Origin of the sequence: Pseudomonas sp. GV085, from assembly GCF_003050925.1 — a bacterium.
Classification (GTDB): Bacteria; Pseudomonadota; Gammaproteobacteria; order Pseudomonadales; family Pseudomonadaceae; genus Aquipseudomonas.
On sequence record NZ_QAOV01000013.1, the window covers coordinates 137,722 to 151,896 of the forward strand.

12 protein-coding genes are annotated in these 14,175 nt (G+C 58.8%); 8 read left to right on the forward strand and 4 right to left on the reverse strand.

Annotated elements, in window-relative coordinates; genetic code table 11:
• The first annotated feature begins 342 nt into the window (after nt 1-342).
• Nucleotides 343-1,128 (forward strand): outer membrane protein OmpK, encoded by a 786-nt coding sequence (locus C8K63_RS24305; protein WP_108218988.1) that lies wholly within the window; start codon nt 343-345, stop codon nt 1,126-1,128.
• 87 nt (nt 1,129-1,215) lie between these two features.
• Here C8K63_RS24305 and C8K63_RS24310 read toward each other — a convergent pair whose 3' ends face one another.
• The 3 genes from C8K63_RS24310 to C8K63_RS24320 form a co-directional block, all read right to left on the reverse strand.
• Entirely contained in the window at nt 1,216-3,975 is a 2,760-nt protein-coding gene (locus C8K63_RS24310; RefSeq protein ID WP_108218989.1) for an RHS repeat-associated core domain-containing protein, read from the reverse strand.
• A gap of 72 nt (nt 3,976-4,047) precedes the next feature.
• Nucleotides 4,048-5,217 carry a patatin-like phospholipase family protein gene (locus tag C8K63_RS24315; RefSeq protein WP_108218990.1) on the reverse strand — a complete coding sequence of 390 codons (1,170 nt, stop codon included), beginning with the start codon at nt 5,215-5,217 and terminating at the stop codon, nt 4,048-4,050.
• Between the two features lie 163 nt (nt 5,218-5,380).
• Nucleotides 5,381-6,313, reverse strand: a complete 933-nt coding sequence (locus C8K63_RS24320) for a lipid A biosynthesis lauroyl acyltransferase (RefSeq protein WP_108218991.1) — start codon at nt 6,311-6,313, stop codon at nt 5,381-5,383.
• Between the two features lie 118 nt (nt 6,314-6,431).
• Here C8K63_RS24320 and minC point away from each other — a divergent pair, with 118 nt between their 5' ends.
• The 7 genes from minC (at nt 6,432) to C8K63_RS24355 (ending at nt 13,359) form a co-directional block, all read left to right on the forward strand.
• Nucleotides 6,432-7,169, forward strand: coding sequence for a septum site-determining protein MinC (minC, locus tag C8K63_RS24325; protein WP_108219058.1), 738 nt, complete (start codon nt 6,432-6,434; stop codon nt 7,167-7,169).
• Between the two features lie 202 nt (nt 7,170-7,371).
• A complete protein-coding gene (minD, locus tag C8K63_RS24330; protein ID WP_060541535.1) occupies nt 7,372-8,184 on the forward strand; it encodes a septum site-determining protein MinD in 813 nt (270 codons plus the stop codon).
• Between the two features lie 3 nt (nt 8,185-8,187).
• Entirely contained in the window at nt 8,188-8,442 is a 255-nt protein-coding gene (minE, locus tag C8K63_RS24335; protein WP_108218992.1) for a cell division topological specificity factor MinE, read from the forward strand.
• Nucleotides 8,443-8,622: 180 nt separating this feature from the next.
• Nucleotides 8,623-9,258, forward strand: a complete 636-nt coding sequence (locus tag C8K63_RS24340; protein ID WP_090324073.1) for an RluA family pseudouridine synthase — start codon at nt 8,623-8,625, stop codon at nt 9,256-9,258.
• A gap of 214 nt (nt 9,259-9,472) precedes the next feature.
• On the forward strand, nt 9,473-10,762 hold the full coding sequence (locus C8K63_RS24350; RefSeq protein ID WP_108218994.1) for a M18 family aminopeptidase: 1,290 nt from the start codon (nt 9,473-9,475) through the stop codon (nt 10,760-10,762).
• 182 nt (nt 10,763-10,944) lie between these two features.
• Nucleotides 10,945-11,121: a hypothetical protein gene (locus C8K63_RS30520; RefSeq protein WP_177413295.1), complete on the forward strand. Its 177-nt coding sequence runs from the start codon at nt 10,945-10,947 to the stop codon at nt 11,119-11,121.
• Nucleotides 11,122-11,247: 126 nt separating this feature from the next.
• Nucleotides 11,248-13,359, forward strand: coding sequence for a mechanosensitive ion channel family protein (locus C8K63_RS24355; RefSeq protein WP_256594988.1), 2,112 nt, complete (start codon nt 11,248-11,250; stop codon nt 13,357-13,359).
• Between the two features lie 78 nt (nt 13,360-13,437).
• Here C8K63_RS24355 and C8K63_RS24360 read toward each other — a convergent pair whose 3' ends face one another.
• Nucleotides 13,438-14,151: a UTRA domain-containing protein gene (locus C8K63_RS24360; RefSeq protein ID WP_108218996.1), complete on the reverse strand. Its 714-nt coding sequence runs from the start codon at nt 14,149-14,151 to the stop codon at nt 13,438-13,440.
• Nucleotides 14,152-14,175 lie beyond the last annotated feature (24 nt).

The following is a 14,175-nucleotide window of genomic DNA, read 5'->3' on the forward strand; positions in this document are numbered from 1 at the left end:
TCGGTGCGCCGTTGCGGAGCACTTGAGACCTGGCCGAGGAGTCAGTATTCTCCGCGGCCGCCCGAATCCGGTTTAAAAAAAAGCCCGGATATAAAACCTGACCATAAGGCCAACTTATCCCGGCTCTGGCAGGCACCAAGGCACTCCAAAACCCCTCTCAATCGACCGCTCTTGAGCCGTCGAACGGGAGTTTTTTGGCTTTTTGAAAGCCTTGGCTCAGCTCTTGCTAACAGCACTAAAGCTGACCGAATGGATGATTTTTAGCGCTACAGAAACAGGCGCCACACCAGAGCGCTGACTTAAAAAATAACGTGGAACCACCTACTTTTTGGGAGCAACCGAATGAAACGTACGTGCACTAGCCTGATGCTGGCGGGATCATTGCTGGCGGGGGGTCAGGCCATGGCCGGCGACTTGCTGCAATGGCAGAACAACAGCCTGAGCTACCTCTATGGCAAGGACTTCCAGGTCAACCCGCGCATTCAGCAGACGGTGACCTTTGAACACGCCGATGGCTGGAAGTACGGCGACAACTTCTTCTTCATCGACAAGATCTTCTACAACGGCAAGGAAGACCATTTCGCTGGCGAGAACAGCCATTACGGCGAGCTCAGTCCGCGCCTGTCGTTCAACAAGATCTTCGACCAGAAGTTCGAGTTCGGCCCGATCAAGGACGTGCTGCTGGCCATGACCTACGAGTTCGGTGAAGACGATACCGAGTCGTACCTGATCGGTCCTGGTTTCGACCTGGCCATCCCGGGCTTCGATTACTTCCAGTTGAACTTCTACAACCGCCACACCGAAGGCGACCGCCCGGGCGACAACATCTGGCAGGTCTCGCCGGTCTGGTCCTACACCATTCCGGTGGGTGGCTCGGATGTGCTGATCGACGGTTTCATGGACTGGGTCGTCGACAACGATGTCAACAGCAAAGGCGAATACCACGCCAACCTGCACTTCAATCCGCAGATCAAATATGACCTGGGCAAGGCGTTGAACCTGGGTGCCAAGCAGCTGTACGTCGGTGTCGAGTACGACTACTGGAAAAACAAGTACGGGATTGAAGACAGCCAGGGCTTCAAGACTGATCAGAGTGTGACCAGTTTCCTGGTTAAAGTTCATTTCTGACGGAATGCAACGTCCCAACCTATCGGATAAGGCAGGTTGGGACTCGCTCACTCTGTGAGCCAATTTCGCCAGCATGAACTTCTGAGATCAGTTGCTGATATCACGTTCATAGACTCGTTGTAACGAATATGCTGAAAATATAGTGGTGTCTGCATTGTTTTTTGCCATTGAGGCCCTTACTGCCGGATCACTTTTAAATATTGAAACTGCTTCACTCCACGTATTCACTTGACCTTGTGAAACAAGCGTATTCACTCGATTTATAAACCGGTCGTCCTCACTCATGGCACCGGGACCAATGCTTGGTGTTCCCACCTTGCTCCGCGACACCCTGCGCACCCCCTCCAATCTAACGTCGACTTTATCTAAATTCCTGTAAGAAAACTTAACTTCAATATCAGGCAAATAAAAGTTATCTACCGTCCCCACCAAATGACTTAACTCATGCCCCAATGTGATCAGCATATCGTGATTGTTTGTTATAAAACCCTCATTTATCCATACTCGCCCATAGGGATCATCTTCAAACACATAAGCCTTAGTAGTTGCTTCCGCAGGAAGGCGAACCTTAACAAATTTGTCCCGCCCAAGTTCAGCTTGATACCCACCTATCAATTTTTCACTGGCCTGCCACACACCGACCACATCACTTAATTCCGATAGCGACGCAGCCGCATAATAGTCCTGAACCACCGGCGCACTCTCACGCTCAAACTCCTCCATCATTAGAGTAGCAACTTGATAGGCTTGTCGTGCCCGTTTCAGATTTGAAGTGATCGCCATTTGTTCAGAAAAACTAAATTCCGATAGACCTCGCGCGACGATTTCGTGTCCGAATCCGTTAACGGGATCTATCACTTTACGTTCATATTCATCATCCTTACCCTCATAAAACCGCCCATCCCTATCAATACGAACCATTGGCCCATTGACCACAAAAGCATAAAGATTCAATCCATCAACTATTCCTGCCGGATCACCACTCACCCAGCGCTGCAACCACGGCGCGTAATATCGATACCCGTAATAATAAAGCCCTGTCACATCCCGCTCTTTTCCGGAATAACGAATCGTCTTGTACCTGGTCTCAACTTCACTGGTGCCCGCCCACAATGCCGTCCCGCCAAACGGGTAATAAACCTCCCGACTGAACAGCGCTCCCTGCTCATCCAGTTCCAGCGTGCACGAGTTCAAGTGGTCACTCAGGCAAAAACGCAGTTGGTTATTGCGCATCCCATTGGGCAGTTTCTCAACCCAGTGCAAGGCCCGCACATGGCTAAGCCCCGCCTCGACACTCAGCACATGCCACTCTTCGCCGGTAGCCGTATCACGATGGATTTCCAGCCCCGGCAAGTAACGAACCTCAGTACGCAACGTGCGACGAGCCGTCTCGGTGAGTCGGACTTTTCTCAGTCGATGCCCGGGACTGTCGTAGAAATAACACTCGGTATCGTCAGCCCCATCCTCACGCCGGACCATCGTCACGCGACTCAACTGATTGCGAATGTCCCAACTCATTTCCTGGCCGCGCAACAGCTCCAGCTGATTGCCGTTGGCATCAAAGCCATCCGCCAGATTGCCTTCCTGCGCAACGCTGCGATTGCTGTCGGTCGAGGTAAACATCTCGAAGGTTTCCACGTCGCTGTGGTGGCGGGTTTGCAGATTACCGGCAGCGTCGTAATTGAAGGATTGGGTGTAATTGCGCAACTGGTTGGGGTCCAGCGGTGTGGTTTGCCAGGCAGGTAAAGCGGGGCCATGACCGGGTTGGCTCACTTCCCGGCCAGTGGCTTCAATCAGTTGATACAGGCTGTCATAGCGATAGCGGTTGATCGGCTCGATGCGCTGTTGATTGAAATAGCGTGTCAACGCAACCTTGTCTTCGACACTAGAGATATTGCCGACCGGATCGTAGGCATATTCGAAGTGCTGGAGCGGCGTGCCTCGGGCATCGCAAGACAGCAATCTGGTCAGTCGCCCATCTTCAGCTGCGTACCGGGCGGTCGTCAGGACACCATTTGCCGCACGCTCACTTTCAACCCGGCCGACGGCGTCGTAGCGGATGTCACCGATCAGCACCTGCGGCGCATCGCAAGCGCCAGCCAAACTCAGTCGGGCTTCCAGCAACTCGCCAGACTGGTTGTAAGCGAATGCCTGGAGATTTTCCATGGCGTCAGTCTGACGGAGCATTTCCCCTGACGGCCCATACTGCTGAGCCGTCCTGAAAACCTCATCCTCCAGGCGGGCATCGGCAAATTCTGACGACCAATCCGGCGGGGCCAACTCGAGCATGAAGCGGGTCTCTTCCACCAGAAGCAAGCCAGCCACACCATACTCGCAAAGGCTGCGACTGCCCGCCGGATGGTCATGACAGATCAGTTGGCTGCACTGGTTATGCACCGCAAACTCATCACCGCCCCCCGCGTAAGCAAAACGCTCGGCGACGCGCGGCGAGTCATCCTTCATCTGCTCCGTCACGCTCGTCGGACGCTGAAGCTCATCGTACTCAGTGTGCCGCTGACTCCCGCGACCATCCCAGAATGAGCGCACCATACCGGCCTGATCCAGCAAACTCAGTTGCCAACCGGCATCGACGCTGTCCACCAGCAGAGGCTGATTCTGTAGATTGTGCGTGGTGGCGAGGTTGGGTTTTGACGCCGCTCCCCACAATCGTGGATCCCAGGAAGCAACCAACCGTCCGGCAGCGTCAAAGTGATTGCGCGTGATGCGAGTCTCAATGGACGGGTTCAGCGGATGACGGCAATAGGCGACATTTCGTACAACCAATCCGCGTGAGTCCACCACCGACACGCTCGGTGTGTGAGCATCAGTCCATTGTGCAGCAGCCATCTTCGAACCCTCTGCCTGAGGGGTTCAATTTGATGGAAAAAACTGAGTACATCTACTGTCAGATCTGACAGTTCAAACGGCCTCAGCCACCGAGATCCCGAGAAACCGGCACAACTCCCCGCGCTTGGCCAACGCATCCCGTCGCCCCAGCTCAATCAACTCGCTGCAATACCCCGCCTCGAACAACAGATAGCTCAGCACCCCTGCCCCGCTGGTCTTGGTCGCGCCCGGCCCGCGCAGAAACAGGCGCAGTGCCGCCGGCAATTCCTGACGATGTCGCGCGGCAATCTCATCGATCGGCTGGCTCGGTGAAATCACCAGTACGTCCACCGGTGCCACGCCCAATGCGCGGGTCGGCGTGCCGTCGGGCATCAGGTGACTGAACTGGTTCAGGCGCTGCAACAACTCGATGTCGCTTTCCAGGCTGTCAATGAACGTACTGTTGAGCATGTGTCCGCCAATCTGCGCCAGGGTCGGCTGCTGACCGGTGTAGCTGCGCTGCAAGGGTTGTTGCGGGTCGACGCCGCGGGGGTTGCCGCTGACGCCCACCACCAGCACGCGACTGGCGCCCAGATGCAGCGCCGGACTGATCGGCGCCGACTGACGCACCGCGCCATCGCCGAAATACTCTTCGCCGATTTTCACCGGGGCGAACAACAGCGGAATGGCCGAACTGGCGAGTAGATGTTCCACGGACAGTTGGGTGGGAACGCCGATGCGTCGATGGCGCAGCCAGGCATCGATCTTGCCGCCGCCCTGATAGAAGGTCACGGCCTGGCCGGACTCATAACCGAACGCGGTGACCGCCACTGCATGCAATTGTTGCTGTGCGATCGCTTCGGCGATACCGCCCATATGCAGCTTGTCGTTGAGCAAGTCCCGCAGCGGAGAACTGTTGAGCAGCGCCACCGGCATGTGCTTACCGATGCCGAGCAAACTGTGGCTGACAAAACGGCTGGCCTGGCGGATCACCCCGGGCCAGTCACTGCGCAACACCAGGTGACTGCGAAAGCCCTGCCAGAAGGCCGTCAGGCGTTCGATGGCGTTACGAAAGTCCATTGCCCCGCTGGCGAGGCTGACGGCGTTGATCGCGCCGGCCGAGGTGCCGACAATCACCGGAAACGGGTTGCTCGCCCCCGGTGGCAGCAATTCGGCAATCGCCGCCAGCACCCCGACCTGATAGGCCGCCCGAGCCCCGCCACCGGAAAGAATCAACCCTGTAACCGGTTCGCCTGGACTCATGCACAACTCTCCATGGTGCTTGATGGGATTTCGTTGTTTCGACCTGTTCCCTTGTAGGAGCGAGCTTGCTTGCGATGGTCGTGAAAACGCCGCGGGGTGTCAGGTGCCCAGCGTTATCTTGGCTACCATCGCGAGCAAGCTCGCTCCTACAGGGTATCGGGATTCAACCACGTTTGGCGTACAGCTTCGGCTCGCCCGGTGGACGGCTCTTGAAGCGACGATGAGCCCACAGGTATTGCTCGGGATGCTCCCGCAGAACGCTTTCGATCCATTGGTTGATGCGGATGCAGTCGTCTTCTTCGGTTTCGCCGGGGAAACCTTCGAGCGGCGCATGGATCACCAGGCGATATCCGCTGCCGTCCGCCAGACGCTCCTGGGTGAACGGCACCACCAGCGCCTTGCCCAGCCGCGCAAACTTGCTCGTGGCGGTGACGGTCGCAGCCTGAATGCCGAACAGCGGCACAAAAACACTTTGCTTGGCGCCGTAGTCCTGATCCGGTGCGTACCAGATCGCCCGGCCCGAGCGCAGTAATTTGAGCATGCCGCGCACGTCTTCGCGCTCCACCGCCAGCGAGTCGAGGTTGTGCCGCTCGCGGCCCTGGCGCTGGATGTAGTCGAACAGCGGATTCTTGTGCTCGCGGTACATGCCGTCGATGGTGTGCTGTTGGCCGAGCAGCGCGGCGCCGATTTCCAGCGTCGTGAAGTGCAGCGCCATCAGGATCACGCCCTTGCCTTCGCGCTGAGCCTTTTGCAAATGCTCCAGCCCTTCGACATGAGCCAGGGTCGCCAGGCGCTTGCGCGACCACCACCAGCTCATCGCCATCTCAAAAAAAGCGATACCGGTGGAGGCGAAGTTCTCCTTGAGCAGGCGCTTGCGTTCGGCGGCGGTTTTTTCAGGAAAACACAGTTCCAGGTTGCGCTTGGCAATGCGCCGTCTGTCGCCGGCCACGCGATACATCAATGCGCCCAGTACACGGCCGATTCCCAGCAGTGCCGGATACGGCAACTGGACGATCAGCCACAACAGCCCCAGGCCACACCACAGCGGCCAGAAACGTGGAGATAGAAATGCTTTTCGAAAACGCGGGCGGTCCATTAATGCTTCCGGAATGACAATGGCCGCGCATTCTACATCGTTCGACCCGGCTTGCGGCCTGCGGGCGTTCTCGTTATAAGTCTCGGCACTTTTAGTGACAAGTCGTTGTATGCCGACCATGAGCCAAACCGAACCGCTAGACCAAGATCCCGTGTTCCAGTTGAAGGGCAGCATGCTGGCCATTACGGTGCTGGAACTGGCCCGTAACGACCTCGAAAGCCTTGATCGGCAACTGGCCGCCAAGGTCGCCCTGGCGCCCAACTTCTTCAGCAACGCGCCGCTGGTACTGGCCCTGGACAAACTCCCGGCCAACGAAGGCGCGGTCGATCTGCCAGGGCTGATGCGCGTCTGCCGCCAGCATGGCCTGCGTACCCTGGCAATCCGCGCCAGCCGCATCGAAGACATTGCCGCCGCCATTGCTGTCGACCTGCCGGTGCTGCCACCGTCCGGCGCCCGGGAGCGTCCACTGGACCTGACCGAAGGCGAACCGAAGAAAAAACCGGAAAAACCGCCCGAGCCGAGCATCAAACCGACGAAAATCATCACCTCGCCAGTACGTGGTGGCCAGCAGATCTATGCCCAGGGCAGCGATCTGGTGGTGATCTCCTCGGTCAGCCCGGGGGCGGAACTTCTCGCCGATGGCAACATCCATGTATACGGCCCGATGCGGGGTCGCGTGTTGGCCGGCGTCAAGGGCGACACCAAGGCGCGGATTTTCTGTCAGCAAATGAGTGCTGAACTGATTTCCATTGCCGGGCATTACAAGGTTTCCGAAGACCTGCGCCGCGACCCTCTATGGGGTTCGGGTGTGCAGGTCAGCCTGTCCGGCGACGTGTTGAACATCATTCGGCTTTAACGGATACTGCCGCATTTTCCAAGCATCTCTAAAACGTAGCGAAAACGGCTCAAACGAAGTAGGAAAAAGGCCGAAAGCAGTGTTTACCGGGGGTAAACGCCGCTCAAAACCGGATTCCAGCCAAGGCTGTCCGACTGCAGTAGTTTTTCAGGAGATGTTTTTCAGGGACTGAAAAGTCCTTCTTCCTTAGGGGTGAAACACCTTGGCCAAGATTCTCGTGGTTACATCCGGCAAGGGTGGTGTGGGTAAGACCACCACCAGCGCCGCTATCGGTACCGGCCTCGCTCTGCGCGGCCACAAAACAGTTATCGTCGACTTCGACGTGGGTTTGCGTAACCTCGACCTGATCATGGGCTGCGAGCGCCGCGTGGTGTATGACTTCGTCAACGTGGTCAACGGCGAAGCCAACCTGCAACAGGCCCTGATCAAAGACAAGCGCCTGGAAAACCTCTACGTGCTGGCCGCCAGCCAGACCCGCGACAAAGACGCGCTGACCGTCGAAGGCGTGGAAAAAGTCCTGATGCAACTCAAGGAAGACTTTGAGTTCGTGGTCTGCGACTCCCCGGCGGGCATCGAGAAAGGCGCCCACCTGGCCATGTACTTCGCCGATGAAGCGATCGTCGTGACCAACCCGGAAGTCTCCTCGGTACGCGACTCCGACCGCATGCTCGGCCTGCTGGCCAGCAAGTCCCGTCGTGCCGAACGCGGCGAAGACCCGATCAAGGAACACCTGCTGATTACCCGTTATCACCCGGAACGTGTGAGCAAAGGCGAAATGCTCGGCGTAGAAGACGTCAAGGAAATCCTTTCGGTGGCCCTGCTCGGCGTGATCCCTGAATCCCAGGCGGTGCTCAAGGCATCCAACCAGGGCGTTCCGGTGATTCTCGACGACCAGAGCGATGCCGGCCAGGCCTACAGCGATACCGTTGACCGCCTGCTGGGCAAGACCGTGGATCATCGATTCCTTGATGTACAGAAGAAGGGATTCTTCGAGCGCCTGTTTGGAGGCAACTAAGCAATGAACCTTTTTGACTTCTTTCGTGCCAACAAAAAGCAAAACACCGCGTCGGTAGCGAAAGAGCGTCTACAGATCATCGTGGCGCACGAACGCGGCCAACGCAGCACCCCGGACTACCTGCCAGCCTTGCAGAAGGAACTGGTCGAGGTGATCCGCAAGTACGTCAATATCGGGTCCGATGACGTGCATGTCGCACTGGAAAGCCAGGGCAGTTGCTCGATTCTGGAACTCAACATCACCCTGCCAGATCGCTGAGTCGATTCGTCAGGAGCCACGGCGGCTCGGGTTTCCAACCTTGGCGTAGGAGCTGCCGCAGGCTGCGATCTTTTGATCTTGTTCTTGAAACAAAGTCAAAGGATCGCAGCCTGCGGCAGCTCCTACACGGGGATCAGGGAAGCCTGAGCCGCCGTTGGCGTTTGTTACGAGGCTGTTTTAATGCCGTTGTCCAACATCCACATCATCCATCAGGATGCCGCCGTACTGGTGGTGAACAAACCGACCCTGTTGCTCTCCGTCCCCGGCCGGGCCGATGACAACAAGGACTGCCTGATTACCCGTCTGCAAGAAAACGGCTACCCGGAAGCGCGCATCGTCCATCGGCTGGACTGGGAGACTTCCGGCATTATCCTGCTGGCCCGCGACCCGGATACCCATCGCGAGCTGTCCCGGCAATTTCACGACCGCGAAACCGAAAAGGCCTACACTGCCCTGTGCTGGGGCCAGCCGGAACTGGACAGCGGCAGCATCGACCTGCCCCTGCGCTACGACCCGCCGACCAAGCCACGGCATGTGGTCGATCACGAATTCGGCAAACATGCGCTGACCTTCTGGCGAGTGCTCGAACGTTGCGGCGACTGGTGCCGCGTGGAGCTGACACCGATCACCGGCCGCTCCCACCAGTTGCGCGTGCACATGCTCTCGATTGGTCATCCACTGCTGGGTGACGGGCTCTATGCCCATGAACAGGCTTTGGCGGCCTGGCCGCGTCTGTGCCTGCACGCCAGCATGCTCAGCTTCACCCATCCCCAGACCGGTGAGCGCCTGCGCTTCGAGTGCCCTGCGCCGTTCTGAGCAAAAGCAAACCCTGTAGGAGCGAGCTTGCTCCGGGCGGCGTTCCGACGATGATCCCGAGAACGCCACGGGGCGCCAGGCTTCCCGCGTTATCGTTGACGACCATCGCGAGCAAGCTCGCTCCTACAGGGGATTGCGCCACTCCACCCGCACTCCGCCGCCAATTCCCTGACCAATACGTTAAACTGGCGCCACTGCTGTCTGGAGCTACTTTATGCGCGAAGAGTTGAACCAAGGCCTGATCGATTTCCTCAAGGCCTCCCCTACCCCGTTCCATGCCACCGCCAGCCTTGTTCAGCGCCTGGAAGCGGCGGGCTATCAACGCCTCGACGAGCGCGAGCCGTGGAATACCGAAGCCAACGGTCGCTACTATGTCACCCGCAACGACTCTTCGATTGTCGCGATCAAAATGGGCCGCCATTCACCGTTACACGGTGGCATTCGCCTGGTCGGCGCCCACACCGACAGCCCGTGCCTGCGGGTCAAGCCGCAACCGGAACTGCAACGCCAGGGTTTCTGGCAATTGGGCGTCGAAGTCTATGGCGGCGCGCTGCTGGCACCCTGGTTCGACCGTGACCTGTCCCTGGCGGGCCGCGTAACCTTCCGTCGTGATGGCAAGGTCGAGAGCCAGTTGATCGACTTCAAGGCTCCGGTCGCGATCATTCCGAACCTGGCGATTCACCTCAACCGTGAAGCCAACATGGGCTGGGCCATCAACGCCCAGACCGAACTGCCGCCGATCCTCGCGCAATTTGCCGGTGACGAGCGCGTGGATTTCCGCGCTGTGCTCACCGATCAGCTCGCCCGCGAACACGGCCTGAACGCTGATGTGGTGCTCGATTACGAGCTGAGTTTCTACGACACTCAAAGCGCTGCTGTCATTGGTTTGCATGGCGACTTCATCGCCGGCGCGCGCCTGGACAACCTGCTGTCGTGCTACGCCGGCCTGCAAGCGCTGCTGACGACCGACACCGACGAGACCTGCGTGCTGGTCTGCAACGACCACGAAGAAGTCGGTTCCTGCTCGGCCTGCGGTGCCGACGGCCCGATGCTCGAGCAAACCTTGCGTCGCCTGCTGCCTGAAGGTGACGAATTGGTACGCACCATTCAGAAATCCCTGCTGGTTTCGGCTGACAACGCCCACGGCGTACACCCGAACTACGCCGACAAACACGATGCCAACCACGGCCCGAAACTCAACGCCGGCCCGGTGATCAAGGTCAACAGCAACCAGCGCTACGCTACCAACAGCGAAACCGCCGGATTCTTCCGTCACCTGTGCATGGCTGAAGAAGTGCCGGTGCAGAGTTTCGTGGTGCGCAGCGACATGGGCTGTGGTTCGACCATCGGACCGATCACTGCCAGCCACCTGGGCGTGCGCACCGTGGACATCGGCTTGCCGACGTTCGCCATGCACTCGATCCGCGAATTGTGCGGCAGCCATGACCTGGCACATCTGGTCAAGGTGCTGAGCGCGTTCTACGCCTGCCGCGAGTTGCCGTAACAAAACCCTGTAGGAGCGAGCTTGCTCCGGGCGGCGTTCCGACGATGGACGCTAACGATTACACGTGATTTCTGGATAGTCGCGGAGCCCTGAAGTCCATCGCGAGCGAGCTCGCTCCTACAGACAACACCGCGCAAAAAAGCCGCCTAGACTTCAAGCATCCCTTCGACAAGGCCGTCACCATGATCTCGATGTCTACCTTCCACGCCATGCTGGTCCCGATCCTTGCCGGGATGATCATGCTGGCTGTCGGCTTCAACTTCCGCGATAAAAACGCCGGCGTGTTCGGCATGTGGATCGGCATGCTGACCATTCTCGCAACCGTGGTGATCAAGATCCTCGCCAAACTCAACGAATAATTCATCGCCCTTGGCTCGCATTGATTTTGACAGGCTCGTACACTCGGCCGATCCGCTCCCTGCGAGGTTGACCGCCTAGTGTTCGCTCGTCTTTTTGCCCTGCCGTGTATTTTCCTTGTCTGCCTGATGACACTGCTGTCAGTGGCGCCTGCCCAGGCGGCCGGCCTGCCAGGCCTGCTCGGCAGCCAGGCCAAGACCCAGCCCGAAGCACAGGAACCGCTGGGGCAATCCCTGGACGAAGTGATCAAGTCTCTGGAGAACGATCAGCAACGCACCAAGCTGCTGACCGATCTGAAAAAGCTCCGTGACACCACCAAAAAGGCTCAACCAACGACCGAGGAAGGCGTGCTGGGCCTGATTGGCGGAACCCTGTCCAACATCGAGAAGAAGTTATCCGGCGACGACAGTCCGCTCACGCGCTGGTCCAGTGAGTTCGATCAGGCCAGGGAAGAACTGGTGGCGCTGGCGCTGCCGGCCAATGAATGGCTGCCCATGCTGTTCGCCTTTGCCATGATCCTGATGGTCTGGAGCCTGCTGGCCGCCGCCCTGATCTGGATCAGCCACCGCGTGCGGATGCGTTTCGGCCTGACCGAAGAACTGCCGCAACATCCCAGGGCCCTCGACATGTTGCGCTTCGCCTTGCGCAAACTCGGGCCATGGCTGATCGCCCTGGTGATCACGGTCTACATGAGCTACGCCCTGCCCTCGTCCCTGGGCAAAAGCCTGGCCATGGTACTGGCCTATGCACTGGTGGTCGGAACCTGCTTCTCGGCCATCTGCGTGATTGCCTTTTCCCTGCTCGACGGCCCGCACCGCAACCGCGCCTTGTACATCCTGCGGCACCAGGCGTTTCGGCCGCTGTGGCTGATCGGCAGCTTCGCCGCGTTTGGCGAAGCGCTGAGCGACCCGCGACTGGTCGACAGCCTCGGCAGCCATCTGGCCCATACCGCTGCGACTGTCGCCAATGTCCTGGCAGCGCTGTCCACAGGACGGTTCATCCTGCGCTTCCGCCGACCGATCGCCCACCTGATCCGCAATCAGCCGCTGTCCCGGCGCCTGACCCGCCGTGCCCTCAATGACACCCTGTCGATCCTCGGCACCTTCTGGTACGTGCCGGCATTGGTGCTGGTGGCCATCTCCCTGTTCGCCACCTTTATTTCCGCTGGCGACACCAGCACCGCCCTGCGCCAGTCGTTGATCTGCACCGTTTTGCTGGTGTTGTGCATGGTCATCAACGGCCTGGTACGCCGCTACGCCCTCAAACCCCGGCACGGCATCCGGCGTTACGCCGTGTATTCGGAACGGCTGAAAAACTTTTTCTACACCATCGTTCATCTGCTGGTGTGGCTGGCCTTCATCGAGCTTGGCCTGCGGGTCTGGGGCATGTCGTTGATCCGCTTCACCGAAGGCGACGGCCATGACATCAGCGTCAAACTGTTCAGCCTCGCCGGCACGCTGCTGTTCGCCTGGCTGATCTGGATTCTCAGCGACACCGCCGTGCATCACGCGCTGACCCGCTCGCGCAAAGGCCTGGCCAATGCCCGCGCACAGACGATGATGCCGCTGATCCGCAACGTGCTGTTCGTGGCGATTTTCATCATCGCGCTGATCGTTGCCCTGGCGAACATGGGCATGAACGTCACGCCACTGCTGGCCGGTGCCGGTGTGATCGGTCTGGCCATCGGTTTTGGTGCACAGTCGCTGGTAGCCGACCTGATTACCGGGCTGTTCATCATCATCGAAGACTCCCTGGCCATCGACGACTACGTGGATGTCGGCGGCCACCTCGGCACGGTCGAAGGCCTGACCATCCGCACCGTGCGCCTGCGGGACATCGACGGCATCGTCCACACCATTCCATTCAGCGAAATCAAAAGCATCAAGAACTACTCCCGGGAATTCGGCTACGCGATCTTCCGGGTCGCGGTGCCGGCCAGCATGGACATCGATAACGCAATCAAACTGATGCGCGAAGTTGGTCAGAAAATGCGCACCGATCCGTTGCAGCGGCGCAATATCTGGTCGCCACTGGAGTTTCAGGGGGTGGAAAGTTTCGAGTCGGGCAATGCGATCCTTCGCGCCCGCTTCAAGACCGCGCCCATCAAGCAGTGGGAAGTGTCGCGAGCGTTCAATCTGTCACTCAAGCGGCACATGGATGAAGCCGGACTGGATCTGGCGACACCGCGGATGAGTATTCAGGTGATGACCGCTGGTGGCTCCCTGGAACAACCCCTGTAGGAGCTGCCGCAGGCTGCGATCTTTTAAGAATCAAGATCAAAAGATCGCAGCCTGCGGCAGCTCCTACGAAAAGCAGTATCAGACAACATCAACGCCGACATGAATCGCATCATGCCGCCAGAACTCCAGGTCGCAGTCGATCAACCGTTCATGCTGGTCATAGTTGACCCGGGCAATCCGCAGACCCGGGCTGCCCACAGACACTTTCAACGCCGCCGCCGCATCCACCGACAACGCCGTGGGCACAATCTCGAAGCGCACCCGTCCGTAGTGCAAATCGTAATGCCGCGCATACAGCTCGGTGATCGACTGGTTCAAATCGAAATCGAGGATCCCGGGAAAGTACTGCGGGTTCAGATAGTGCTCCACATACAGCACCAGTCGCCCGTCGATCCGTCGCGAGCGGCAGATCTGGATCACGCTCGACAGCGCTGGCAATTGCAGCCAGGCACAGACCGCCGCCGATGCCGGTTGCAATCGCGCTGAAATCACCTCGGTGGACGGAATGCGCCCCTGGGCGCTGACCATCGCGTGAAAGTGGCTGCGCTGCATGAGGTTGTACGCCAGGCGCGGCGGCGAGACGAACCAGCCGCGCCGTTCCTCGCGGTAGATCTGCCCTTGTGACTCCAACTGCAACAACGCCTCACGCAAAGTGATCCGCGTGGTGCCGAACAGCTCACTGAGCTTGCGTTCGGCCGGCAATTTGCTGCCAGGAGCCAACAGACCGTGGTCGATCTGTTCCTGGAGTACCTGGCCAATGGCTGTTACCGCTTTTGTTGCCTCTTCACGCATCAACGTTTCCTTTCTGGACTAGAC